Origin of the sequence: Gordoniibacillus kamchatkensis (genome assembly GCF_000829455.1) — a bacterium.
Classification (GTDB): domain Bacteria; phylum Bacillota; class Bacilli; order Paenibacillales; family NBRC-103111; genus Gordoniibacillus; species Gordoniibacillus kamchatkensis.
The window spans coordinates 1-25,095 of sequence record NZ_JXAK01000006.1 but is presented as its reverse complement, the minus strand read 5'-3'; the positions used below and the strand labels follow the sequence as shown (position 1 = coordinate 25,095).

At 57.6% G+C, this 25,095-nt stretch carries 25 protein-coding genes, 1 other RNA gene and 2 pseudogenes; 5 read left to right on the top strand and 23 right to left on the bottom strand.

Annotation, left to right across the window (positions count from 1 at the left end; genetic code table 11):
* Positions 1-19 precede the first annotated feature (19 nt).
* An RNA gene (gene rnpB, locus SD70_RS32880) (RNase P RNA component class A) lies at positions 20-425 on the bottom strand.
* A gap of 170 nt (positions 426-595) precedes the next feature.
* On the opposite strand from rnpB, the gene SD70_RS04895 reads away from it, so the two are divergent.
* Together SD70_RS04895 and SD70_RS04890 are read left to right on the top strand one after the other, a co-directional pair.
* Positions 596-1,252: a GGDEF domain-containing protein gene (locus SD70_RS04895; RefSeq protein ID WP_269432421.1), complete on the top strand. Its 657-nt coding sequence runs from the start codon at positions 596-598 to the stop codon at positions 1,250-1,252.
* A 4-nt stretch (positions 1,253-1,256) separates the two neighbouring features.
* A complete protein-coding gene (locus tag SD70_RS04890) occupies positions 1,257-1,937 on the top strand; it encodes a GGDEF domain-containing protein (RefSeq protein ID WP_052487063.1) in 681 nt (226 codons plus the stop codon).
* A 19-nt stretch (positions 1,938-1,956) separates the two neighbouring features.
* Here SD70_RS04890 and SD70_RS04885 read toward each other — a convergent pair whose 3' ends face one another.
* From SD70_RS04885 to yqfC, 17 genes and pseudogenes are all read right to left on the bottom strand, one after another.
* On the bottom strand, positions 1,957-3,075 hold the full coding sequence (locus SD70_RS04885) for a Nif3-like dinuclear metal center hexameric protein (RefSeq protein ID WP_041046201.1): 1,119 nt from the start codon (positions 3,073-3,075) through the stop codon (positions 1,957-1,959).
* A complete protein-coding gene (locus SD70_RS04880) occupies positions 3,051-3,812 on the bottom strand; it encodes a tRNA (adenine(22)-N(1))-methyltransferase (protein ID WP_041046359.1) in 762 nt (253 codons plus the stop codon). The genes SD70_RS04885 and SD70_RS04880 overlap by 25 nt, the downstream gene beginning before the upstream one ends.
* A 73-nt stretch (positions 3,813-3,885) precedes the next feature.
* Positions 3,886-4,653 carry a hypothetical protein gene (locus tag SD70_RS04875; RefSeq protein WP_052487062.1) on the bottom strand — a complete coding sequence of 256 codons (768 nt, stop codon included), beginning with the start codon at positions 4,651-4,653 and terminating at the stop codon, positions 3,886-3,888.
* A 120-nt stretch (positions 4,654-4,773) separates the two neighbouring features.
* On the bottom strand, positions 4,774-5,898 hold the full coding sequence (gene rpoD / locus SD70_RS04870) for an RNA polymerase sigma factor RpoD (protein ID WP_041046199.1): 1,125 nt from the start codon (positions 5,896-5,898) through the stop codon (positions 4,774-4,776).
* A 37-nt stretch (positions 5,899-5,935) separates the two neighbouring features.
* Positions 5,936-7,765: a DNA primase gene (dnaG, locus tag SD70_RS04865; RefSeq protein ID WP_041046197.1), complete on the bottom strand. Its 1,830-nt coding sequence runs from the start codon at positions 7,763-7,765 to the stop codon at positions 5,936-5,938.
* A 40-nt stretch (positions 7,766-7,805) separates the two neighbouring features.
* On the bottom strand, positions 7,806-8,270 hold the full coding sequence (locus tag SD70_RS04860; RefSeq protein ID WP_041046195.1) for a DUF188 domain-containing protein: 465 nt from the start codon (positions 8,268-8,270) through the stop codon (positions 7,806-7,808).
* 84 nt (positions 8,271-8,354) lie between these two features.
* Positions 8,355-9,179 carry a pyruvate, water dikinase regulatory protein gene (locus SD70_RS04855; protein ID WP_041046357.1) on the bottom strand — a complete coding sequence of 275 codons (825 nt, stop codon included), beginning with the start codon at positions 9,177-9,179 and terminating at the stop codon, positions 8,355-8,357.
* Positions 9,180-9,301: 122 nt separating this feature from the next.
* On the bottom strand, positions 9,302-10,051 hold the full coding sequence (recO, locus tag SD70_RS04850; protein WP_041046193.1) for a DNA repair protein RecO: 750 nt from the start codon (positions 10,049-10,051) through the stop codon (positions 9,302-9,304).
* 72 nt (positions 10,052-10,123) lie between these two features.
* On the bottom strand, positions 10,124-10,273 hold the full coding sequence (locus SD70_RS34570) for a YqzL family protein (protein WP_082053141.1): 150 nt from the start codon (positions 10,271-10,273) through the stop codon (positions 10,124-10,126).
* 347 nt (positions 10,274-10,620) lie between these two features.
* Positions 10,621-11,526 (bottom strand): GTPase Era, encoded by a 906-nt coding sequence (gene era / locus SD70_RS04845; protein ID WP_041046191.1) that lies wholly within the window; start codon positions 11,524-11,526, stop codon positions 10,621-10,623.
* Positions 11,523-11,972, bottom strand: coding sequence for a cytidine deaminase (locus tag SD70_RS04840; RefSeq protein ID WP_394297940.1), 450 nt, complete (start codon positions 11,970-11,972; stop codon positions 11,523-11,525). The genes era and SD70_RS04840 overlap by 4 nt, the downstream gene beginning before the upstream one ends.
* Before the next feature lie 5 nt (positions 11,973-11,977).
* Positions 11,978-12,706, bottom strand: a complete 729-nt coding sequence (locus SD70_RS04835) for a diacylglycerol kinase family protein (RefSeq protein ID WP_197080943.1) — start codon at positions 12,704-12,706, stop codon at positions 11,978-11,980.
* The gene (gene ybeY / locus SD70_RS04830; protein WP_041046189.1) at positions 12,703-13,251 is read right to left on the bottom strand and encodes an rRNA maturation RNase YbeY; all 549 of its coding nucleotides are present in this window, start codon (positions 13,249-13,251) and stop codon (positions 12,703-12,705) included. The genes SD70_RS04835 and ybeY overlap by 4 nt, the downstream gene beginning before the upstream one ends.
* Before the next feature lie 12 nt (positions 13,252-13,263).
* Positions 13,264-15,516, bottom strand: a complete 2,253-nt coding sequence (locus tag SD70_RS04825; protein ID WP_041046187.1) for an HD family phosphohydrolase — start codon at positions 15,514-15,516, stop codon at positions 13,264-13,266.
* Between the two features lie 34 nt (positions 15,517-15,550).
* Entirely contained in the window at positions 15,551-16,525 is a 975-nt protein-coding gene (locus tag SD70_RS04820) for a PhoH family protein (protein WP_041046185.1), read from the bottom strand.
* Positions 16,526-16,540: 15 nt separating this feature from the next.
* Positions 16,541-17,709, bottom strand: a pseudogene (yqfD, locus tag SD70_RS04815) (sporulation protein YqfD).
* Between the two features lie 103 nt (positions 17,710-17,812).
* Complete coding sequence (yqfC, locus tag SD70_RS04810; RefSeq protein ID WP_041046183.1) at positions 17,813-18,091, bottom strand: sporulation protein YqfC; 279 nt, start codon at positions 18,089-18,091, stop codon at positions 17,813-17,815.
* 1,222 nt (positions 18,092-19,313) lie between these two features.
* On the opposite strand from yqfC, the gene SD70_RS32850 reads away from it, so the two are divergent.
* The gene (locus SD70_RS32850) at positions 19,314-19,985 is read left to right on the top strand and encodes a hypothetical protein (RefSeq protein WP_052487061.1); all 672 of its coding nucleotides are present in this window, start codon (positions 19,314-19,316) and stop codon (positions 19,983-19,985) included.
* Between the two features lie 220 nt (positions 19,986-20,205).
* Here the strand turns inward: SD70_RS32850 and SD70_RS04800 are convergent, their stop codons facing one another.
* The 4 genes from SD70_RS04800 to SD70_RS04785 form a co-directional block, all read right to left on the bottom strand.
* Positions 20,206-20,649: a GatB/YqeY domain-containing protein gene (locus tag SD70_RS04800; protein ID WP_041046182.1), complete on the bottom strand. Its 444-nt coding sequence runs from the start codon at positions 20,647-20,649 to the stop codon at positions 20,206-20,208.
* Between the two features lie 14 nt (positions 20,650-20,663).
* On the bottom strand, positions 20,664-20,837 hold the full coding sequence (gene rpsU / locus SD70_RS04795) for a 30S ribosomal protein S21 (protein ID WP_010491812.1): 174 nt from the start codon (positions 20,835-20,837) through the stop codon (positions 20,664-20,666).
* A gap of 126 nt (positions 20,838-20,963) precedes the next feature.
* Complete coding sequence (locus tag SD70_RS04790; RefSeq protein ID WP_041046174.1) at positions 20,964-21,311, bottom strand: histidine triad nucleotide-binding protein; 348 nt, start codon at positions 21,309-21,311, stop codon at positions 20,964-20,966.
* A 78-nt stretch (positions 21,312-21,389) separates the two neighbouring features.
* Positions 21,390-21,764 carry a hypothetical protein gene (locus SD70_RS04785; protein ID WP_052487060.1) on the bottom strand — a complete coding sequence of 125 codons (375 nt, stop codon included), beginning with the start codon at positions 21,762-21,764 and terminating at the stop codon, positions 21,390-21,392.
* A gap of 219 nt (positions 21,765-21,983) precedes the next feature.
* Here SD70_RS04785 and SD70_RS04780 point away from each other — a divergent pair, with 219 nt between their 5' ends.
* A complete protein-coding gene (locus SD70_RS04780; RefSeq protein WP_041046172.1) occupies positions 21,984-23,912 on the top strand; it encodes an FAD-dependent oxidoreductase in 1,929 nt (642 codons plus the stop codon).
* Positions 23,913-24,208: 296 nt separating this feature from the next.
* Complete coding sequence (locus SD70_RS39140) at positions 24,209-24,334, top strand: hypothetical protein (RefSeq protein ID WP_269432420.1); 126 nt, start codon at positions 24,209-24,211, stop codon at positions 24,332-24,334.
* A 56-nt stretch (positions 24,335-24,390) separates the two neighbouring features.
* Here the strand turns inward: SD70_RS39140 and SD70_RS04770 are convergent.
* Positions 24,391-25,010 (bottom strand): annotated as a pseudogene (locus tag SD70_RS04770) (SbcC/MukB-like Walker B domain-containing protein); the annotation flags it as partial.
* Between the last annotated feature and the right edge of the window lie 85 nt (positions 25,011-25,095).

The window sequence follows — 25,095 nt, the reverse complement described above, 5'->3', positions numbered from 1 at the left end:
GCCTGTCGTTGTTAGAGTCGTGGAAAGTTTGCCATAAGCCGGGTTCTGTACTTCCGGTGGTCGTAACGGGGGTGAGCCCTGCCACCATTGAAGCGACAATCATCTATCTAGGCCGTGCATTACTGCACGGCTCCAGCGACCAACCCGAACGCGCCCCGGGCAAGGGGTGCCCGCGCAAAGCGGGCGTGCGTTCCTCTTAGGTCTTGCTCCGAGTGGGGTTTACCAGGGACGAAGTCACCAGCGTCCCTCGTGGTCTCTTACACCACGGTTCCACCCTTGCCTGTGCGCCTAAGCGCCATCGGCGGTCCGTTTCTGTGGCACTATCCTTCAGCTCGCGCTGACTGGACGTTATCCAGCACCCTGCCCTACGGAGCCCGGACTTTCCTCTCGCGGCCGAAGCCGCCAGCGATTGTCTGTCAAACTTTCCGAAACTAGTAGCTAGTATACAGGACGCGAGACGCGAATTCAACCGTTAATCGTTGACAAGATGTCCAATTTTCTCGCGAAGGAATATATTGACAATTCGCCTCGTTTACAAATATACTGAACTCATATTATATACGTTTATATATATAACATTAATCATGTATATAGAGTGATTGCATTGTCGCCTGCACATCGAAATGATGCGTTAACCGGGTTGCCTACCAGAGAAGCACTGGAGCTAGCCGTTAAAGAAGCCATCGCCAAGGAAGACATCGTTGCGCTTACTTTGCTCGATGTTGACCGCTTCGAGGAGATTAACGACAAGTACGGACACGAAGAAGGCGACCGTGTGCTCGTTGGCGTCGCAGAGCTGCTGCGGGACAATTTTCCGGGCCAGTCTTACCGGGTGTCCGGCGACGAATATGCGGTGCTCCTTCCCGGCGTCAGCCTGGAGCAAGCTTTTCTGCGCATGGAAGCGGTGCGGGCCAGCGCCTTCGCATCGCAAGACAAATACCGCTCGGCGGCAAATCGCGGGCATCAAGTGTCGATAACTGCCGGTGTAGCGCAGTTTCCGAGGGACGCCAAAGACGCCGCGTCGCTCATGCGGGCGGCTGATGCAGCGCTGAATAGCGCCAAAGAAAACGGTCGAAATCAAGTGGGGCTGCCACCCAACGAGGAGATGGTGATGAAATCGTGCTATTACCCATCAACGATGGTGCGCAGACTGAAGCTGCTGTCCGAGAAGTTGAAGAAGAAGGAATCGTTCTTGCTTCGTGAGGCGTTAACCGATTTGCTTCGCAAATACGACCGGGTCGAGGAAAATTAACGCTATGCGCGGCCGCAGCCAAGCGAACTGCCCTCTTCGTCCGGCTGTTTTCGGCGCGTGCGCAGGCGCGCTTTTGATGTGCTGCGCTTTGCTCATGGAGCATGCCCTGCCTGCTTTCGGGGTCGCCTGCGCCATAGGGATTGCCGCCCTGTGCGGAGCCGCCATGACGGCATACAGCGCCGTCCTGCACGAGCAAAGCGTCCGTGATGAAGGTACGGAGCTGTTTAATCGCCGCTATTTGTTCCGGCGCATCGCCCGCATCTGGCAAGATGCGCACGATAACGGCCGGCCGCTTGCACTCGCCGTTATCGACGTGGACGATTTTCGCAGCTATAACTCCCGGTACGGGCATGTGGCCGGCGATGCCGTTCTGCGGGCAATTGCCTGCACGCTCAGAAGCAATGTGCGCAAAGGAGACATCGTCGGCCGCTGGGGAGGCGAAGAATTCGCCGTTATATTGCCGGGGACTGGCGAAAAGGAAGCACTGGCCGTTGCGGAGCGTCTGCGAAGCGCGATCGAACACATGCGCGTCGCGTTGGAAGCCGGGAAGGAGGTACACGTATCCATTAGCATCGGAATTACGGCTTACCGGCGCGAAGACAGCTCCTCCGAGTCGTTCGTTAAGCGCGCCGACGCGGCGATGTACAAAGCGAAAGAAGTAAAAAACCGGGTGGTCTGGCTATGACGCCTTTGACAGCCTTGCGTCACAAGAAATGAAACACCTCGGTGGAAACCGTAGACGCTTCCACGGGAGTCGTATAGCCGCGCTCCTGCAGCTTGGCCCTCAGCACATCGGCAACGCCTTGCTTCATCACTTTCTCGATGTTGTGGCCTGCATCGACGATGGCCATGCCTGCCGCCACTGCGTCATGCGCCGTATGGTAGTCGATATCGCCGGTAACGAGCACGTCGGCGCCGGCGAATTGGGCGTGGCGCACGTAGCGCCCGCCCGATCCGCCGAGAACGGCGACTTTGCGCACATCGCGCCGCAAATCGCCGACGACCCGCACCGCCGGGACGTCCAGCGCCGTCTTCACGTGGCCCGCGAACTGCTCCAGCGTCGTCGCTTCCGCCAGCTTGCCGATCCGGCCGATGCCCATCGTGCGGCCTTTCAAATCGATCGGATACAAATCGTACGCCACTTCTTCGTACGGATGCGCCTTTAGCATCGCCTGCACGACGCGGCGCTCGGCGCTTTCCGGGACGACAGTTTCGACCCGCACCTCCTGTACCTTTTCAAGCTTGCCAGGTTCGCCGACGAACGGGTTGGTCCCTTCCTGCGGCAAGAACGTGCCTGTGCCCGCGATGTTGAACGAGCAGTGGCTGTAGTTCCCGATCCAGCCCGCCCCGGCGCGAAACAAGGCCGTAAGCACCTGTTCATGATGGCTCTCCGGGACGAATACGACGAGTTTTTTCAGCTTCTCCGTATGAACGTCTTCGAGATGTCCCGAAACCTCGATACCGAGCGCCGCGGCGAGCATATCGTTAACCCCGCCGAAGGCCACATCCAGATTCGTATGCGCAATATAGACGGCGATATCATGCTTGATCAGCTTCTCGTAAAGCCGCCCCGCCGGCGTGTCGGTCTGCAAATGGGCAAGCGGCCGAAAAATGATGGCGTGGTGGGCGATGATCAAATTCGCTCCGATCCGAATCGCCTCCTCCACTACCGCTTCCGTTACGTCGAGAGCGGTCAGGACGCCGCTAATCTCCTTCTGCAGCGAGCCGAGCTGCAGGCCGATTTTGTCGTCGGGCATGGCGGTAATATGTTTCGGCACCCATTCCTCGAACAGCTGGATTACCGTTTGGCCTTTTGCAAGCATGTCAGTATGTCCTCCGTTTCCGCTATGTACTCGCGCAGCTCGGCTTCCTTGCGCCGCGACGCTTCCGCTTCGGACAAAGCGAGCTGCGCGCAAATGCGCTCCATCTTTTCGAGCTCGAGCAGCCATTTGTGGATGAACGTGTCCGATGCTTGCTCGAGCAAATACGGTCCCATCTGCAGCAGCCGGTCGGGGCTGGCGGTTACTGACGGAGCGAGCTGCCGCGGCGCGTAAAGCTCGACGTTAGCCTTCTCGGCGTTCGGAACCCGCATCGCCGTCAAAATTTCGTAAATTTTGCCGTCTTCTTCAAGAATATGCTCTTTCGCCAAAAACCAGCCGTGGTCGACGAGCCAGCGCCGAACCGCCTCTTCGCCGACGTTCGGCTGCAAAATGAGCGTCCGCACTCCTTCCAGCTTAGGCAGCCCCGCCGACAAAATGGAGACGATCAGCGCGCCGCCCATGCCGGCGATCGTAATGACGTCGACTTCGCCCGGCCGAATGACGGCGAGCCCGTCCCCGAGACGCACGTCGATGCGCTCCGTCAGCCCGGCTTCGCATACTTGTTTGGAAGCGGCCCGCAGCGGCCCTTCGTTCACTTCCCCGGCAACGGCAAAAGCAATCATGCCCCGCTCGGCAAGATGCACCGGGAGCAAGGCATGATCGGAGCCGATATCCGCCAGCCTCGCGCCGTTTGGCACGAGGTCGGCAATTTGCTGCAATCGTTTCGAAAGCTTGATCATCGGTTTCATGCAACCCATTCTATCCATTTTTTCCGCAGCGAAAACAGCAGTACTGCTCCTGCGGCTATTTTGCCTAGCAGCGACAGCTGCAGCGTTTCCTTCGCAATGTCGACCGGCACGACGAAGCCATATGCCTCGGGCACGAACCAGATGAGACAGCGACAAGGAACAATACCGAACCGACGCGCTTGGCGCGAAAATGAAGCAGCCACCCTGCCCACACGAACAATACGCACAGCGGCAACCAGCTGATTTGCAGCGGCAGCCACGTCAGTTCGCCGAATTCCCGGTAGAGCAGCCAGCCGTAGCTGCCGACAAGTCCCATCCAGCCGCTGAAATGAAAGATCGGCATTCGTACGACGAGCCCTGTCAGCAGCCACACCGCGCACGTTGCGGCGACATAGGCGGCGTAAACGTCTTGATCGGCCACATCGTTCAGCTTCATCAAATATACACCGACCAGAAGCAAAAATAAAGAACCGGCGCCGACGAGCGCGTTCGGTACGATCGGGCTGGCGTTTCTGCAGCGGTACGCAAACGTAAAGCAGCTGAGCAGCGTCAATAGGCCGATGCCGATTTGCAATGAAATGGCAAAAGAGGTAAAATTAAGACCAATCCATAATACGAAGCAAACAACCGCCGCGGCGAGCAGCCATTTCCTCCATGAGCTGCCGACTATGGCCGAAGAGGACATGCCGAGCCACGAACCGCCGCCATGCTTGGGCCCTGCCTGTTCCGTATACAGATTGAGCAAAAAGTCGCAATAATGCTCGGGCAGCAGCCGGCTGCGCCGCCAATGCTCGATTTCCTTGACGACGATCGCCTTTTTTTCCTGTTCCATTCCTACGTTCACCATCCTTACTTACAATATCGGCGGCAGCGTGACGAATGTAAAGGGCGGCGGCAAAAGAAACACCCCCCGGAACTAACCGGGAGGCGTCGCAGCTTAACGCTGATGAATTTATTCGAGAAAATCTTTCAACCGCTTGCTGCGGCTTGGATGGCGCAGCTTGCGCAGCGCTTTGGCCTCGATCTGGCGAATCCGCTCGCGGGTCACGCCAAACACTTTGCCGACTTCTTCCAGCGTGCGGGTACGCCCGTCGTCCAATCCGAAACGCAACCGGAGCACGTTCTCCTCCCGTTCCGTAAGCGTGTCGAGCACATCCTCCAGCTGCTCTTTCAGCAGCTCGTATGCAGCCGCATCCGAAGGCGCGAGCGCTTCCTGATCCTCGATGAAGTCGCCGAGGTGCGAGTCGTCCTCTTCCCCGATCGGCGTCTCCAGCGACACCGGCTCTTGGGCAATTTTCATAATTTCCCTTACTTTATCCGTGCTGAGCTCCATCTCTTTAGCGATTTCTTCCGGCGTCGGCTCGCGCCCGAGCTCTTGCAGCAGTTGCCTAGACACCCTGATCAGCTTGTTGATCGTCTCCACCATATGTACGGGGATCCGAATCGTTCTCGCCTGATCGGCAATCGCGCGTGTAATCGCCTGGCGAATCCACCATGTCGCGTACGTGGAAAATTTGAAGCCCTTCGTAAAGTCGAATTTTTCAACGGCCTTAATGAGGCCCATGTTCCCTTCCTGAATCAAATCGAGGAACAGCATGCCGCGGCCGACATAGCGCTTGGCAATGCTGACGACGAGGCGCAAATTCGCTTCCGCGAGACGGCGCTTCGCTTCTTCGTCGCCGTTCTCGATCCGCTTCGCCAGATCGATTTCGTCTTCAGCCGAAAGCAGCGGCACCCGGCCGATTTCCTTCAAGTACATGCGAACCGGATCGTTAATTTTAATGCCCGGAGGCAGTGTCAAATCGTCGTCGAAGCTGAATTCGTCATGATCGCCTTCGTCGCGGCTAAACTGCGGGCCGTCCTCCTCGTCAGGTTCGTTGCCGACGTCTATGCCCATCTCGGACAGCTGCTCAAAAAATTCGTCGATCTGCTCCGGGTCCTGATCGAACGGCGCCAGCTTCTCCATAATATCTTTATAAGTGAGAGAAGAGCGCTTCTTGCCTTGTTCAATCAGCTGTTCCTTTACTTGTTCCAAAGTCAGCTCGGTTTCCATCTCTGTGCGTTGATCGTTCGCCATAGTACCAACTCCCTCCTCCCTAGAAATCCGGACGCCGCTACGCTCTTAGCTGCTTTTCTAGGGTTATCATCTCGATTCTGATTTGTGCCGCACGCAGCGGATCCCCCATACGTTCTGCGTGAATCGCTTCTTCTTCTTTGCGCTTGATTTCCTGCTGCAAGGGAGCTTTCTTGATCTGCGAAATATAATCGTCAATAACGCGTTCGTTCACCGCATGGCTGGAGCCGATCATCGCGATCGAGCTGGCAAGACGGCTGAGCTCCGGATCCTGCAACGTGGCAAGGTATTTGCTGAGGCTCGGTTCTTGTTCTTGCGCATAAAAAGAGTATAAATAAGCAGCGAGTACTGCATGGGCCTCCATCATAAAACCGTCCCCGAGCCGTTCCTCCACGATCTTGCAGACGTCGCGGTCGTACATCATAACCGCGAGCAGCAGCCTCTCGGCATTATAGGAAGCGGGCTTAAGCGGCGGGACGCGTTCCGCTTCTTTCCCATTATTCCTTACATTATTCCACAGATTTGCATTATTATCCCCGGCTGGCTTCGATTTTTCGCGGCGCAAGAGCAGTTCCGCAACGTCTGCCTTAAGCGCGTCAAGCGATACGTCGAATTCCGAGGCGAGTTCCCGCAAATAATGTTCCCGCTCGAGCGGCGACGGCAGGCCGGCAATAAGCTTGACAGCTCCGCTCAAGTAGCGGAGCCGGTCGGCCTCTTCCTGCAAACGGAAGTTGCGCCGCGCGTACAGCAAACGGAACTTGGTCGAAGTGACCGCTCCTTCGATCACTTCGCGCACGAACCGCTCCGGGCCGAAGGCCGCGATGTACTCGTCCGGGTCTTTGCCGTCCGGCAGCATCGCCACTTTAACGATCAGACCGGCCTGCTCGAGCAGCGGGATGCTTTTGAAGGCTGCCGCTTGCCCGGCGCTATCGCCGTCATAGCAAATGACGGCTTCCCCTGTCAGCCGTTTGATCGCTTCCGCATGCTCGGCGGTGAGCGCCGTGCCCATCGTGGCTACGCCGTGATGAACGCCGGCATCCCAAGCCCTTATCACATCGAAATATCCTTCGAACAGCACGATTTGCTCGCGCTTCCGAATATCCGTCCGAGCCCGATGCAGATTGAACAGGCTGTGGCTCTTATGAAACAGGGCCGTTTCGGGGCTGTTCAAATATTTGGGCTGGACATCGCCCATAGCCCGTCCGCCGAAGGCGATGACGCGGCCTTTAGGATCGTGGATCGGGATCATGACGCGGTCTCTGAATTTGTCTACGAAGCCTTGCCCGTCCGCTTTCGCCGACAGCAGCCCGCCGCGCTCCATTGAGGGAAGCAAAAAGCCGCTCTTCTCGAGCTGCTTCGCAAGCGCATCCCACATATTCGGGGCATAGCCGAGCTGGAACGTCTCGATGAGTTCGTCAGACATTCCCCGGGAGCGCAAGTAAGCGAGCGCATCGCGGCCTTGCACCGTGTTCATTAAGATGGAACGGTAAACTCGCGCCGAGAGCTCGTAGGCTTTCAGAAGCTCGGACCGTTCCTGCTGCTGGGGAGAAGGTTCGCTGCTGGCATCTTCCTGACCGATCGGGATTCCCGCTTCTTCCGCGAGCTGGCGCACCGCTTCCGAGAACGTCAATCCTTCTTTTTGCATCACGAATTGGATCGAATTGCCGCCCGCCCCGCAACCGAAGCAATGAAATATTTGCCGCTGCGGAGTGACGGTGAAGGAAGGGGTTTTCTCCGAGTGGAAAGGGCATAGTCCTTTCAAGTAATGCCCCTGCTTCGATAAGTGTACGTACTTGCCGACGACGTCCGCGATATCGTGCGCCTTGAGCACGGCTTCGATCACATCGTCCGGAATACGTCCGCTGCCCATCCTGACCACCTTCGTTCTGATTACCACATAATACTATTCGCTACGATAACTTATTCTCCTGCTGCTGCTGCAAAAGTTTTGTCAAACCGTGTAGAAACTGCTCCCGGTCGCCGGCGGTAAAGGCTTTCGGGCCTTTCGTGCGCTGTCCGCCCCGCCGCCTGCGGGCGCTTTCGCCGCGCCGTTCGAGCAAATAATCGATCATGCCGTCTTCGAAGCGCTGGCCGCGGGTCGAGAGACAGGCTGCCCCTTTGGCGAGCGCCAGCGCCGCGAGGCCGAAATCTTGGGTGACAAGCACGTCTCCCCGCCGAATGTGGTTGGCGATATACAGATCGACCGCCTGGTCCGACCGGTCCACCTGCACGATCTGCACGCCCTCCCGCGGCTCCAGCCTATGGTCGTGGGAAGCGACCATCACCGCCAAGCGATCGAACGCCCGCGCCGTCTCCGCTATTTCGTCTTTGACGGGACAAGCGTCGGCATCGACGAAAATTCGGCTGTCGTCCATACGTTCCTCCGCTTCCGTAAGCTGCCGCCGTACTAGTATATACGAGCCGGCTGCAAAAAAATCCTGCTGCGCCCGACTCTCCTGCTACGTAGCCGGCATCGTCCGCGATTCGATATGCTCCATCACCAGGCTCGCCGTCTCTTCGACGGCCCGGTCGGTTACGTCGATCACGAAGCAGCCGATACGGCGCATAATTTTGTCCGCGTATTCGAGTTCCATATGGATTCGCTCGACGTTGGCGTAGCCCGCGTTGGCCCCAAGACCAAGCGTTTTGAGGCGCTGCTCGCGAATGCGGTTCAGCTTCGCCGGGTCGATCTTGAGCCCGATCACTTTATGCTTCGGTACGGTGAAGAGCGACTCCGGCGGCTGCAGCTCGGGCACCAGCGGCACGTTCGCCACCTTGTATTTTTTGTGGGCGAGAAACATCGACAGCGGCGTCTTGGACGTCCGCGACACGCCGACCAGCACGATGTCCGCTTTGAGCACGCCGCTGAAATCGCGGCCGTCGTCATAATTGACGGCGAACTCGATCGCTTCCATCTTCTTGAAATAATTTTCGTCAAGCCGATGGAGCATGCCCGGCTGATGCCGCGCCTCCCGGCCTGTCGTCCGCTCCAGCGAGGCGAGCACCGGACCCAACAGGTCGACGTAAGAGATGTTGTGCTCCTGCGCCTGCCATACCAAATAGTCGCGCAGCTCCGGAACGACGAGCGTGAACATAATCGTTCCGCCGCCCAGCTTGGCGGCAGCGATCACTTTGTCGACGGTTCGCTGATCTTGCACGAACGGCACCCGCAAAATTTCCACCTGCTGCGGATGAAACTGCGTCGCCGCCGCGCGCACGACCGCCTCTCCCGTTTCTCCGGCGGAGTCGGAGACGACGTACACTTTCAAATTGCTTGCTGCCATGGAAGCCCCCTTCCGAATCGGCACCGGCATGACAAAAAACCCGCCAATCGCATCTTGTCCAAGACGCGAAAGACGAGGCGCTTGCATCGTTCATAGTATATTACCAAAGTTGCGTGCCCATGTCAAGATAGCGGATACTTCTCCATCTGGTCGAGAAAATGCCGGGCCTTCCAGGCGATGCCGATATGCGCGTCCATGTAAGCCCGCATGCATTGCTTCAGCACGGCTTTCGTCTCCGATTTTACCGTAGTCGCGCCGAGACGGCGTATATCGACGCCGGTGAACAGACGCAGCAATTTCAGCGCCCCTTCCGGCAGGGCGATGCCTTGCGCATCTTTGTGCAAGCAGAGCGGACAGAGCGTACCGCCGAGCTGCGCGCTGAACGCAAACGGACCGGTCCGGCTGCCGCACGATACGCACTCCTCCAGAATAGGCGCATAGCCAGCCATTTTCAACATCTGCATTTCGAAAATGTGTACGACGATCTGCGCGTCTTTGTCGTCCTCGATCGCCGCGAGCGCCGCCGCCAGCTGGTCGTAAAGCGCTGCGCTGCCTTCCCCGTCCTCCAGCATCCGGTCTGCCATCTCCGCCACGTACGAGGCGTAAGCCGATTTCATCAAATCTTCGTGCAAGCCGTTATGGGCATACGTGATTTCCGCCGAACTGAGCGTGCCAAGCCCGCTTGATTTAAAATAGACATATTCGCCGCAAGTGAACGGCTGCGTCGCCGCGCCGAACCGGCTTTTCACCTTTTTGGCGCCGCGCGCCATCACCCCGACTTTGCCCGCTTCGCGGGTAAGAAGGCGCAATATTTTGTTGCCTTCGCCGTAATCGGTTGTGCGCAGCACGATTCCTTGCACGGTATAAAGCATGGCGGGTAGTCCTTTCCCGAACGAAAAAAAATCATTATGAGCTCTGCCCATAATGACATTGTACCTGTTTATTCAGAAATTGATAAGATCCGTATCGTCTTCCTCTCCGTCTTGGGCGTCCGCATCGGGCTCTCCCTGTTGTCCGCCGCTTGCTTGCTTATACAGCAAGTACGCGTCCACATCTCCGGTCATCGTAAACACTTTCCAGGAAAAATCCCTCACTGGCGTTCATCCTTTCGCGCAAGTCGTCACTTCCGCTAGCTGTTGCATGCTTAGGATGAATCGCCCGAACCTTCCTTATGCGAAGGAAAGATTGGCAATCGTTTGCAGCGCAAGGTTTGGCCGGCTTGGGCTTTCGTGGCGGATTGGCATATGGGGGCTACGGCTTCGTTAAAGTCGTGTTCCCTCATTCATTAACCCATGCTGCGGAGGGAACACGACTTTAAAGGCGCCCTCCGCCCCCATATGCCATCCTCCGCTTCGCATGCCGACGTAAGCCTATCTCCTCCGCAAGCCTTGCCAATCCGCAGCGGAGCATGCCATCCTCCGCTCCGCATGCCTGCTGCAGTCTACTCCTGCCTATAGCCGAGGTCGCGCAGAACCTGCTCCCGGTTGCGCCAATCTTTCTTCACCTTAACCCACAGCTCGAGGAACGTCTTGGAGCCGAGCAGCGTCTCGATATCGCGCCGCGCCTCTTGCCCGACCTGCTTGAGCAGCGCTCCCTTTTTGCCGATGATGATGCCTTTCTGCGAATCCCGCTCGACGAAAATGACGGCCCCGACGTACACGACGCCATTGTCCTGCACGCGCATGTCCTCGATCTGGACGGCGATCGAATGCGGCACTTCCTCGCGGGTGAGATGCAAAATTTTTTCCCGGATGAGCTCCGCGCAGACGAACTGCTCGGGATGGTCGGTTACTTGATCGGCCGGGTAATACTGCGGTCCTTCCGGCAAATATTTGACAATTTGCTCGAGCAGCGTCGCCACGTTGTTGCCTTGAAGCGCGGAAATCGGCACAATTTCGGCAAAATCGTACAAGTCTTTATACTGCGTTATGATCGGCAGCAGCGCCTCCGGCTGCACCTGATCGATTTTGTTCATGACGAGAATGACCGGCGTGTCGATTTCTTTCAGCTGCGAGATGATATAACGGTCACCCCCGCCAAGGCCCGCCGCCACATCGATCAGGAACAGGATAGCTTCCACTTCGCCGAGCGTGCTGTGTGCGGCTTTCATCATGTAATCGCCGAGCTTCGATTCCGGCTTATGGATGCCGGGCGTATCGAGGAAAACGATCTGCGCCTCATCGGTCGTATAAACGCCGTGAATTTTGTTGCGCGTCGTCTGCGGTTTGTCGGACATAATGGCGACCTTCTGCCCGATCATTTGGTTCATCAGCGTCGATTTGCCGACGTTCGGACGGCCGATAATGGCGACGAACCCGGAGCGGAATTTCGCTTTCGTTTCACTCATTCGTTCGTATCCTTCTTTCCCGTAGCATCGCGGTGAAGATCGGCGGCGGAAAAAGCTCCCGGCAGCAAAGCGGCCACCGTCGTCTCCACGACATCACCACGTAGGTTGCCCAAAATGACGGGCATATCCGGCGCGCACAGCTCAAGCATAACTTGGCGGCAAACGCCGCACGGCGAGATCGGGCCGTCCGTATCGCCAATAACGGCGATGGCGCGGAACGTCCCCTGCTTATGGCCGTCGGCGATAGCCCGGAACAAAGCTGTCCTCTCAGCGCAATTGGTCGGGCCGAATGCGGCGTTCTCCACATTGCAGCCGTGGTGCACGTTGCCGTCAGCGTCCAGCAGGGCGGCACCGACTTGAAAATGCGAATATGGCGTATACGCTTTCTGGCGGGCTTCGGCCGCGTGCCGCAGCAACACGTTCACATCGATCGGGATTGCAGTCACAGACATCATCCTTTGCTAGAAACTGATATGTAGCAATGCGCCGGCGAGCAGCGCCACACCGATGCCCGTACAAGCGCCGAGCGCCAAGCGCCGAGCGAGCGCGTCGTTTTGTCGTACAAAATGACGGCGATAAGGACAGCCATGAAATAAGCGAGAAGCCCTACCCAAGTCGGCCGCGCGGCGAAAGCGATCAATGTCGCCGCCGCGAACGCGACGGCCGTAAACAAGCTCGGACGCATTTGCCGGCCGCGCTCCTGAAAGCGCGTCGCCATCACGATGACGGACAGCAGCACGAGCGCGACACTGATCCAGACCGTCCCCGGCGAAAGCGCCGCCTGCGCCGCTCGGGCGCTGCGCATGAGCCGGTCGAGTGGTTCGTAAAACACGATCATCCCCACCATGACGGCAAAAACCGCCGACACCAGCACGGATGCCGCGGCTACGTCTTTGGCGATTTTGGCGAGCGGGTGGCGGTCCGGCATAGCAAGGTCGACGGTCTTCTCGACGGCCGTATTGATAAGTTCGGTAACGATCATGAGCGTGACGGCCAGCAGAAGAAACAGGATATCCGTCCGGCTGAGCCGGGCGACCAGCGCCGCAAGCAGCACGACGAAGGCGGCTACGAAATGAAACTTCATGTTCGCCTGCGTCGACAAGGCGTATTGTATTCCTTCGTAGGCGTACCTCAGGCTGCGCTTCCATTTGCCGGGCCGCCAGCGCCCATCGTCATTCAACGCGTCAACCCCGCTTTTTGCAAGATGGCTTCCTGCTTCCCGAACATCGCTTTTTCCTGATCCTCGCCGTCGTGATCGTAGCCGAGCAAATGGAGGAACCCATGCACGAACAGGAACCCGAGCTCGCGCTGTACGGAATGGCCGTATTCCTCGCTTTGCGCGATGGCCCGCGGCACGGAAATAATAATGTCGCCGAGCGGCTCGGCGAAATCGTCTTCGTCGGCTTCCTCCTCCGCCTCTGCTTCGCCTTCCAGCGGCTCCTCGACGACTTCGTACTCGTCCTCATCGCCGAACACGATCCGGATTTCGTCCTCGCCGGATTCTCGCATCGCGAACGACAGAACGTCCGTCGGCCGATCGATGCCGCGGTAATCGCGGTTCAGCTCATGGATGCGCTCGTCGTCCACGAACGTCAAGGCTACTTCGCCGTCCGTTACGCCTTCCTCTTGCCCGGCGATGCGCAGCAGCTCCTCCAGCTTGGCGATAAAGGCCGGTTCGATCTCAAAAACGTCTTGCTCGTTACTCCATTCCAACTTCAGGCTCATGAACGGACTCCTTCAACTTGTTTTGGCGACCGGCTCTGCCGGTTTATCCTTGCCGCCGCCCGGCAAATCGCTCGGATATTCGATCCGCGAATGAAAAATGCCGAGCAGCGTTTCGTTCAGCGTTTTGGCGATCGTGTCCAGCTCTTTGAGCGTCAAATCGCATTCGCTGAGCTGGCCGTCGTCGAGCCGGGACTTGATGATTTTGCGCACCATCGTATCGATTTGCTCCATCGTCGGATTGCGCAGCGAGCGGACGGCCGCTTCGACCGAATCGGCGATGCCGACGATAGCCGCTTCCTTCGTCTGCGCCTTCGGCCCGGGATACCGGAACTCCTCTTCCGTCACCTCGCGGCCTTCCTCCGCCGCAAGCTGCTTCGCTTTATGATAAAAATAATGCAGCAGCGTCGTGCCGTGATGCTGTTCGGCGATGTCGCGAATCGCCTTCGGCATTTTGTAATCCTTCAGCATGTCGACGCCGTCCCGCGCGTGAGCGACGATGATCGATTTGCTGAGAGCGGGGTCGATGCGGTCGTGCGGATTTTCGATGTTCGTTTGATTTTCGATGAAATAGCTCGGCCGCTTCGTCTTGCCGATGTCGTGATAATACGAGCCGACGCGGCATAGCAAGCCGTCCGCGCCGACCGCCACGGCCGCCGCCTCGGACAAATTGCCGACCATGACGCTGTGATGGTACGTCCCCGGCGTCTCCGTCAGCAGCTTGCGCAGCAGCGGATGGTTCGGGTTGGACAGCTCCACGAGCTTCAGCGGCGACAATATGCCCCAAACCGCCTCGAAGAAAGGCAAGAGCCCCAGAACGAGCACCGCCGTAAGCAGCCCGCCGCCGAAGCTGAACGCCGTCGTCAGCACCATGTCGCGCTCCGCGAAACGGTCGGTCATGAGCACGAACGCCGCCGACAGCGCAGAAGCGCACAGGGCGATGACGATGCCGGCCTTCAGGATGGCTGAGCGCTGGCTCGCCTTCTGCATCATGAAAATGCCGGCGCAGCCCGACACGAGCGTCATCAGCCCGTAGCGAAAGTCGAACAGAAGCGAATGATCGGTGTCGAACAGTACGCTGGACATAATGGCGAACACGACCGTCGAACCGAACGCCAGCGTGGCGTCGAACAAGATCGCGATTAGCATGCTGCCCATCGCCGTCGGCGCCAAAAAGCCGATCAGCGGCAGTTCCGCCTGGCCATAAGCGGCGATTTTCATGACGGCAGCGTTCAGCACGTAAATGACCGTCAGCATCAGCAGCTGCGAATTGTTGTCGTGCACGTGCGCCTTCGTCCGGCGGTGGTACATATACAGCAAAACGACGATGATGGCGACGAGCAAGAGCAGGCCGAGCTCGGGCCAATGGTTGGATTTGTTTTTGAGCAAATCCATTTGCTTGAGCCGGTCGTACAGCTCCTGGCTGATCGTCTCGCCTTTGTTTACAAGCACGTCGCCTTTATTGATATACACCGGCTTCGTATTGTCGCGCGCCAGCGACTTGGCGTCCTCGGTTCCTTTGGCATCGTAAAACTTGTTCGGCGTAATGGCAGCGCGTACCAGCTCTTGCACCAGCTCGCGCGACAACGCTCTCGTCAAGTTCGACGTGGAGACGAGCTCCGCCACTTTCGTCCGTGCCGTCTGGGCTTGCGGCAGCTGGTCGCTCATCAGCTTGCTCACGATATCTTTGGCGACCGGCTGCATCGAGGCGAGATCTTCCTTCGTCAGCCGCGGGAATTTGAAGAACGCTTCCTCCGGAATGCGGTACGTTTGCTCCCGCAGCTGCCGCTCCATTTCGGCCAGCAGCGTTTCGTTGTAGGTGCCGCTGGCGCGGTACGATTTAACCGTTTTCGAAATGTTGTCTTCCAGCACTTGCGGCAGCACGGTACGGTAAATGCTGACCTTGTCTTCGAATTTCACTTCGGTGTCGGCGTTAATTTGATTCAGCTTATCGAAAAAAGCGTCGACGACCGCGTCGCCCCGCATCGGCACAACTTCGTACACCGGCTGCACGCGCTGCATCGCATCGTCCTTCGCTTTAAGCGTAGCGGCCGCATCCACTTCCTGATGCGGCGCATAAATCGTCTTGTCGGCCACCCCGCCAAGCTTTAAATCGAACGTCTGCGGAACGAGCTTCGGAAAGAAGACGAACGACAGCAGCGCCGCCAGCACCGCATAAAGCAGGAGGCGCACGGCGGCGTTATGTTTCCAGCCCAACAGCCGGTAATGAATCGTCTTGCCTTGGTATTGAATCTCGTTCTTGCTCATATCGGTACCGTCCTCTCAGAGGATGCGCTGGCTGCTACTCTCTCGGGATGTCCCTGTCCTCGTTGTAGGCCACGATGATCTTCTGCACAAGCGAATGGCGGACGACGTCCGTCTCGGCAAAATGGACGAAGCCGATTTCTTCGATGCCTTGCAAAATGCGCTGCGCCTCGACGAGACCGGACGTCTTGCCGCGCGGCAAGTCGATCTGCGTCACGTCGCCGGTAATGACCATCTTCGAACCGAAGCCGAGCCGTGTCAAAAACATTTTCATTTGCTCGGGCGTCGTATTTTGCGCTTCATCGAGAATGATGAACGAATCGTCCAGCGTGCGGCCCCTCATGTAAGCGAGCGGAGCGATTTCGATGAGGCCGCGCTCGAGCGACTTTGCCACCTGCTCCGGGCCGAGGACATCGTTAAGAGCATCATACAATGGGCGCAAATAGGGGTCAACCTTTTCCTGCAAATCGCCGGGCAGGAAGCCGAGGCTTTCGCCGGCTTCGACGGCCGGGCGGGTCAGGACGATGCGTTTGACCTGGCCTTCCTTGAGCGCGACAACGGCGAGTACGACCGCCAGGTACGTTTTGCCCGTACCAGCCGGCCCGATGCCGAACACGATATCTTTTTTGCGGATCGTGCTGACGTACTGCTTCTGGCCAATCGTCTTGATTTTTATCGGCTTGCCTTTGTTCGTCGTCGTAATTTCGCCTTTGAAAATGTCGAGCAATTGATCCGCTTTCATTTGTTTGGCCAGCTCGATCGCGTACAGCACGTCGCGCTCGGACAGCGTATATTGGTTGCGGATCAGTTCTAGCAGCACCTCGAACAGCTGCTGCACGGGGCCGAGCATGCGCGGGTCGGCCTGAATCGACACCTCTTCGTCGCGGGTAAAAATGCTCGCTCCGGTCTCCCTGCCAATGAGACGAAGAAATTTGTCCTGCGGGCCGAACAGCGCTTGTCCTTCGGCAGGGCTGCGCAAGCTGATCTTGATGAGCTGGGCGTTTTCCGTCAAAAGGCTTCCATCTCCTTACGGGGCGATCGATAGTTCAGTGGCGATATTTTCCTCCACCTCGAAATGAACTTCCATATAAACTTTACCATTCTCCGTTTTTTCATGCAAAATTTTTTCCGTTTTGATGACGGCGTCCGGCCCCGCAGCGGCAATCGTCTCGGCGCGGCCGCGCTGCAGGCCGATGCTTCGCGCCTCGGCGGCGTCGATGACGCGCTCGCCCGTATCGACCGCGTATACCCGTTCGCGCATCCAGCCGAGAGGCAGCTGCCACGGGCCGATATGCCACTGGGTGCGATCAGGGACGGCTTCGTACTGCCCGAACGGGATCTTGCCGTAACCGGTGAGCTGCACGCCGCGATTGCCGATCACGAGGTAATGCCTATCCTTGATTTCCCCCGTATACACTTTCGACTTTTGCGTCATCGGCACTTCAATGCTTGACGTGTACCAGACCAGGCCGCGCACGACGCCGGTAGCCGCCACCATGTGCTGGTTCGCGCCGTCGCCGAGGATGCCGGTAATGAGAATGTCGCCTTTGCGCACGTATTTGTTCGGCTGCACGACCGGCAGCCCTTTTTCGGCGAATACTTGCGTAATGAGGGCGTTTTTCGCCGCGACCAAATGGCGCGGACCTACGAGCGGCCGCGGATCGGGCAGCTTCGCTTCGACCACTTTGATGCGGACGTGCGTGCCGTTTACCTCGACGCCGACCCATGCCGTGCCCGGCAGCCGCAGCTGCAGCCGGCGCGCCAGCTCTTCCGGTTCGCCGAGCTTGCCCTTCCATTGCATCGGCCTGATGCCGAGTTCCTGCGCGGCTTGAACGATTTTGCCTCCGGAATTGTCACGTTGCCTTCGATGCTGACGTTCCAAATGAGCGACGACAACACGTAGATGCCGATCATAAAGCCGACAAGACCGACCGCGAAAAATTTGCGCCGCCACAGCATGCCGGTCATGAACGGGAACCCGAAACGCTCCCGCACCCGCATCCGGCAGTGCGTTTCCTTCAGCAGCGGCCGCAGCCTGAGCACGTCCGGCACGAGCATGTAGAGCGAAACGGCGTGCTCGTCCATCACTTTGACGTCCCACAGCGTGAACCGCAGCTCCGCCGCCCTGTTCAGCAGCTGCTCGATTCCTTTGCCGGTAACGTCCAGGCGGACGTAGCCGCGGAAGAACGAGATCATTTTCGATTCCATGGCAAGTAACCCCTTCCGTATCGGATGGCGTCGCGTCGGGTACGGCTTGTCCGCTGCCTGGGCCGGATTGGCCGCCCTCCCCGCCGCCTTGTTATTTCGTATAGTGAATGTCGTCGATAGTGCCCTCGATGAACACCTCTTCGGTCCAAATCGCCCGGATGACGAGCCCTTTGCCGCGAATGTCGAGCTTGCCTTGCGTCAATCGGAGCTCGAGCCGGTCGTTCGAGAAATGAAGGACGCCGCGGTGGTTTTCGATGTACATTTGCATATTGCCGATCATGGTGATGCGGGGAACGTCGTGCACGACATCTTGCGGCAAATCGAGCATGTTGGCGGCCCATTGGTTTAATTTTCGGGACAAGCGTCGCATCGGGTGGACGGACCTCCTCAGCGTAAAAGTGGATAGACGCAAATATGGGCACAGCGGACCCAGAGCGAAGCGCAAGGCTTTTTACCAACGTATGCGGGGAACCGGGCGAATATGAGCGGAGCTGCGGCGGGATGGCGTTAGGAGTGGTGGTTGGTGGGTTTGTGGGGTGGTGGGTTTGTGGGGTGGTGGGTTTGTTGAGTTGTTGGCGTGGGTCGGTGGGTTGGTAGGTTGGTGCGTTGCGCGGGTGGTGGGCGTTGATCAGGGACCGCATATCCGGGAGCGATTGCTCGATCGACCGGTCGACAACTGCGTTTTAAGCTATCAAAATTACGAATTGGAACAAGTTCGCTGATTAACGCATTTCCGTTCGCAAATAAAGCAGGAAAAGTCCATACACACGTTTAGCGACCTAAGTTTCTTTAAACAACGACCAAAGTTCCTTCGTTTGGTCAGCGAAGTCTTATGAGCCGATTTTTCAGTGAAACTCGGTTAAACAACGTCTGCGGGGTCCGTAATTTGAGAATATGGTCATTAAAGCACCTGTTCAGGTTGATCAGGGACCGTATAGCCAGGAACGCTTGCTTGCTCGACCGGTCGACAACTGTGTTTTAGCTTTCAAAAATCGCAATTTGGAACAAGTTCGCTGATTAACGTACTTCCGTTCACAAATAAAGCAGGAAAAGTCCAAACACACGTTTAGCGACCTAAGTTTCTTTATACAACGACCAAAGTTCCCTCGTTTGGTCAGCGAGGTCTTATGAGCCGATTTTTCAATGAAACTCGGTTAAACAACGTCTGCGGGGTCCGTAATTTAAGAATATGGTCGTTAATGCACTTGATCAGGCATAGAATTGCCAAAAATTCAACTTTCGGGATTGTAAGCAATTTAATTTCGCTCTCCATATCGATCCTTGAAACCGTAAAATCGGCTTTTAATTAAGCTCTATTTCCACTATAAAGCATCTCCCCCAGCGATATATCCCAATTTTAGGCTCAATTTGCCGCGCGGCACCTGTGTGCGTGTCATTATTCCCTCATCCCGGACCTATAACGAGCGACCCGACATGACAAGTACATAAAGATTCCGCTTGCCTCTTCCCTCCATTCCATTGTAAAATAAACCCAAATCCAACTCGCGGAGTGAAGCACACCCCAGTATTTGCGTCCTTTACGGCGCAGATTCGGGGTGTTTTTTTGTCCGTGGCAGCCGGGAGGTTTGATCATGAACGTTTTAGTCCAACAGTTTGTAACTCAATTCGAAAGAGACGCTGCGCTGAACGGCTCGTTCCGGGCAAAGCTGGGAAAGTCCGAATTAGCCTTCCTCGAGCAAGTGTGGGGGCCGGCGTTCCAGTACGATTTTGCAGGGCTGAAGGCGGAATATCCGTTTAAAGATTTCAAAGGAGGCCAGCGCTTCGCCGATTTTGTCTATATCCGGAACGGGATGAAGCTGGTCATCGAAATCGACGGTTTTACGACGCACGCCCGCGACATTACGCCCGGGGATTTCGACGATCACCTGATGCGCCAAAACGATCTCGTCCTGTCGGGTTGGCTGCTGCTGCGGTTCTCGGCCTCCCAAGTGCTGCAGCGTCCGCTCGTCTGCCAGCGCCAGCTCAAGCAGGCGATCGGCCATTGGTGGTCGCTCGCCCAAACAGCGGCCGGCGGCGCCTTCGATGACGTTTGGCAGCGGCGGTTGCAGCAGGTGACACGGATCGCTCTGCAGCAAGGAGGAAGCGTTCGTCCCGCGGATTTGACTTCCGGACTAGGCACCCACCCGCGCACCGCGGCAAAATGGTTGAAGCGGTTCGAGTTGGCGGGAGCGCTGCAGCCGGCCAAGCAGCAAAAGCGGACGACGCGCTACGTGCTTAACGCCGCGCAAGACAGAAGCGGCTAACAGAAGAGAAGCCCATTTGGCCTTGATCGATTTCGTCATCGCCGGCGCCCAAATTCCGTTTGTTCTATTCGCGCATCCCCGACGTCTCTTATCCGGACACTTTCAATTATAGGGCTGGAATAAACCCCAACAGATTGGTGGGCAGCAAAGACAAAGAAAGAACCTCCGAAACCACTAATCAGGTGGAATCGGAGGCTCTTATTCGGGTCAAAATTTCACATTAAGCAAGCAGTTGTTGCACGAGCTGGTTAACCAGTTTCCCGTCCGCTCGTCCCTTCACTTTCGGCATCAGGGCGCCCATCACTTTGCCCATGTCCGCTTTGGAAGAAGCACCGGTCTCTTGGATGGTCTGCTGTACGATCGCCTTGACTTCTTCCTCGGTAAGCTGCTGCGGCATGTACTCGTTCAGGACGGCAATTTCCGCCTTTACAGTTTCAGCCAAGTCGTCGCGGCCTGCTTTTTCGAATTCCTGGAGGGAATCTTTGCGTTGTTTGATCTCGCGACCAAGGACATCAAGCACTTCGTTATCGTCGAGGGTTCTCTTCGTATCGATTTCAATATTTTTAATCGCGGCGCGAACCATTCGGATGACGGAGAGTTTAAACTTGTCTTGTGTCTTCATCGCTTGCTTCATATCTTCGTTCAAACGCTCGCTCAAGCTCATCGATCGAGGGCCTCCTAGAACTTTCTCTTGCGAGCAGCCTCGGACTTCTTCTTACGCTTCACGCTAGGCTTCTCGTAATGCTTGCGTTTCTTCACTTCCGCGAGCACGCCATCCTTCGCGATGGAGCGCTTAAAGCGACGAAGTGCAGCATCTATAGTTTCATTTTTGCGAACTCGAGTTTCTGACACCAGTTTTCCCTCCCTCCGAACAGACCGTCCAAGACAAGACAAAGCGGATCATCAACCCTCATTATATGTTATCCAGAAAGAGGGTGTCAACTTATGCCCATCTTTACCAATGGGGCGCGGCTTCTGCTACGCTTTGGCGTTGAGCGGACCGAGCTTCTCGCCGCCAAGCAGGTGGAAATGAATGTGGAAAACGACTTGTCCGCCATCCGCCCCGCAGTTGTTGATAAGCCGGTAGCCGCTGTCCGCAACTCCGAGCTCTTGCGCGGTATGCTGCGCCGCCGCCAGCACCTCGCCAAGCAGGGCGAAATCGCCGTCCTTGGCGTCGTTCATCGAGGCGATGTGCTTTTTTGGGATGATCAAGGCATGTACGGGCGCGGCCGGCTGAATGTCGCGGAAGACGAGAACGTTGTCCGTTTCGTATATTTTGCTCGATGGAATCGCGCCTTCGATAATTTTGCAAAATATGCAGTCCATAATCGCTATGTACCTCCGGAGGGTGGGATTTGTTACCTTTAATAATAGCGATTACAGCTGCGCCGTACAAGCGCCCCGCTAACTGCCCGCAAAAGAGAAGAAGCTTCCCGCCTGGCGGGAAGCCGCAGCGAACGGACCGGAGGACTTGAGACCGCGTTCGTCAATAATAAGGCAGCAGAGACAGGCCGAGCAAAGCGGCGAGCGGCAGCGCGCGGCGGAAGAAACGTCGCCGCGGGAAAATCCGTACCCGTACGGGTAGTAACCGCCCCAATACGGGCCGAAAAAAGCGCGGTGATGGTCCTCCCCTTCACACCCGATCGGCACCGCCAAATACAAATGCGTTTCGTCCACGCTTTCTACGATCCCGTCGTGAAACGCTCCGTTCGCAGTATGCACGCCGACGTAACGATGCATATGGCTCATGCACAGTGAAAGCACGTCATCTCTTGTCATACTCAATCGACACCTCCTACGATACCATATTCAAACCGGGGCAAACGGCCACCGTGCGGGCAAAAATAGGCTCGTCCGCACGGACAACAGCCGTGACCGAAACGCATTAGGCAGGCTATGGCGGAAAATCGACTGGCAGTCTATTTTAACGTAGACTGCCAGTCGATTTTGGCATATACTAAACAAGAGAAGCAGCGATACTGCGGCAGGAGGTAGCTTATGGGTCCGTTCATGCGAGCGACAACCCGCAAAAAGCGGGACACCGTGCTCGAAACCGCGCTGCAAATGTTCGTAGAACGCGGCTTCGAGCAAGTGTCCGTCGACGATATTATTGCCCGCGCCAACATATCGAAAGGGACTTTTTACCATTATTTCAACAGCAAAGAGGATATTTTGGACGAGGTCGGCGGAAGGCAGAGAAGAATTATCGAAGCATGGCTGAAGCAGCCGCCGTCGCAAGTAACGTCGCTGGAGTCGCATATCAACCGTTTGTTTATAGACTTAGCGTCGAATATAAGCCGTTATCCGAAGCTGGCCCGCAGCATCATGTTCCTTTCCCTGCAGCAAGGGGAAGGCGGTTCGCGGCGGCCGCGCGAGCTGGACGCGCTTGCGGAAAGCTTGCTGCACTGGCTGCCGGACGAGCGCAAGGTGGAACTGCTCGTGACGGTGTACGCCGGCACGCTGCTCGCCTGGTGCACGCACGGGCAGGAAGACGCCGATTTGACGGAAATGCTGAAAAGCAATTTGGGCTGGGCTTGGGCCGGGTTGCGTGCCGATCAGCCTGGAAGCGATTGGGAACCTTGGCGTACGATGAAGGAGGTAACTACGATGAAAGTAGCGATTATTGGCGGAGGCTTGGCGGGTTTAACCGCAGCCGCTTATTTGTCCGAGCACCCGGGGATCGAAGGAATTTTGTTCGAGCGCAGCCCGCAGCTCGGGGGGCGGGCTTTTACGTATGAGAAAGCGGGCTTTACGCTCAATTACGGCGCGCATGCGATTTACGGCATCGACCGCCATACGATTTCGAATTTGGAGCGCGAGCTCGGCCTGTCTTTCTCGTCGAAGCAGGTCGACAAACGCCGCGTCATGTATGCGAAGCACGGGCAGCTGACGGAAGCGCCGCTCGATTTCATCAATTTGATGAAAACGGAGCTGCTGAGCACGATGCAGAAGGTCCGTTTTGTCGGAGAAATTACGGCCATCATCGCCAACATTCACCAATTGAAAAACTATCCGACGCTCGGCGACTATTTGGCCGAATCGAACGCGGACGAAGACGTTAAAGAGCTGTGGGAGCATCTCGTCTGCTCGAATTTCTTCATTACGCCGGAAGAGGCGCGCAAAGTGCCGGGGCATGTGATCAGCGACTATTATCACAACCTGTTCCTGTCCTCGCGGCCGGTCAACTATATTCTCGGCTCCTGGGCCGTCATTACGAACCAGCTGCGCCAAAAGCTGGCCGTGTCGGGCCGCTGGGAAGTGGCGCTGCAGGAAGGCGTGGACGGAATCCGCTACGCAGACCGCAAATTCGTGCTGCAGACGAAGACGCGCGAGCTGGAGTTCGACCGGGTCGTGTTCGCGATGCCGGTGCAGCAAGTCGTGAAGCTGCTGAAAGGGACGGCATGGGAGCCGTTCGTCGCGCCTTACGAAGGGAACACGGCGACGGAAGTTATGGTTTACGATGTCGGCCTCGAGCGTGTCGTGGCCAGGCCGTTCAGCTACATCAGCGACATGGACAACAAAATGTTCATCACCGACGTGTCGGCGACGGACCATACGCTCGTTCCCGAAGGCGGCCAGCTGCTGCAGGGGATCGCGTATTTGAGCGACAACTTCGAGGGCGAACAGGAGCGCAAAGCGTATTTGGAGCAAAAGACGGCGCAAATGGAGGCGCTGTTCGACACGCACTACCCGGGCTGGCGCGAGGCGGTCGCCGTCAAGCGGGTGTCGAAAAAAGCGATGGTCGCCAGCGTCAAAAATATCGCTTCCAACGCCTTGCTGCCGAACCGCGTCGAAAACGTCCCGTTTTATTTTTGCGGCGACGGCTGCGTCGGCAAAGGCGAGCTGGCGGAGCGCGCGTTCTCGAGCGCCCGCAGCGTGGCGAAAATGATTTTGCAAGAAGCGGCGAAAGTTCCGGTTGGCGTGTAACGCCGGCGTAGCCGGGAAAGTTCGGATACAGGAAAAAGCCCTCGATCGGGGCGTGACGGCAGTCGCGTGCGATCGGGGGCTTTTGTCGTAGGCGGGCACGGCCGCGGATGCCGCGGTGGCCACGATGGCAGCCATGGCGCGGGAGCTCGCTATGGCCACGATGGCGAGCATAGCAAAGGTGCCGCGGTGGCCATTATGCCAGGCACGGCCGAGAAGCAGGGTGCCGTGATGGCAGCCACGGTGCGGGAGCCTACTATGGCCATGATAGCGAGCATAGCAAAGGTGCCGAGGTGGCCATGATGGCGGGCACAGCCGCGGTGCCGGGTGCCGTGATGGCAGCCATGGCGCAGGAGCCTGCTATGGCAGCCATGGCGCAGGAGCCTGCTATGGCCAAGATGGCGAGCATGCTCGGGTGCCGGTAGGCGGCATCGGCACTTATGCACATCGCCCGTCGTTGACGCCGATAAGGCGGGATTGGCTACAACCGCTCGTGGAACACGCGGCTGCCGCGTCCGGACGCTCCGCCGGCTCGACGACAAGACGGCGCGGCAAACGGGCCCGCAGCTCGGGCACGTGCGAGATGACGCCGACAGCGAGCTTGTCGGTGTGAAGCTTCTCGAGTGCATGAATCACCGTCTCAAGCAGCTCCGGGTCAAGTGTGCCGAACCCTTCGTCGAGGAAAAAGAACTCGAGCGGCACTTCGCCTTTGAGCTGGATTTGCGCCGACAAGGCGAGCGCGAGCGCGAGCGACGTCAGGAACGTTTCGCCGCCGGACAGCGTCGTGACGGGCCGCCTGACGCCGCCGCCGGCGTCGTCGCGGATGACGAAGCCGCCTGCGGAGTCGACTTCCAGCGCGTAGCGCTGGCGCGTCAAGCGGCCGAGCTGCTCGGAGGCGGCGCGGCTTACTTGCGTCAGCTGCTCCTCGGCGAGAAATTCCACGAACGCATTGCCGCGCAGCACCGTTTGCAACTTGCCGAGCCGGGCCAGAAGCGTTTGCAGCTCGCTGCGGCGCAGCTCCAGCTGCTGCCAGCGGGCGTGCTTCGCCGCCAGCTCCTCGGCGCCTTGCGCCGCCTTGGCGCGCGCCTCGAGGGCGGCGTCGCCCGATTTTACACGCCGCTGAACGAACCGTGGGTGAATGCGGAGTGGTGCGGCTGGAGCGGGAAGTGGCCGCCTTATTTGAAAG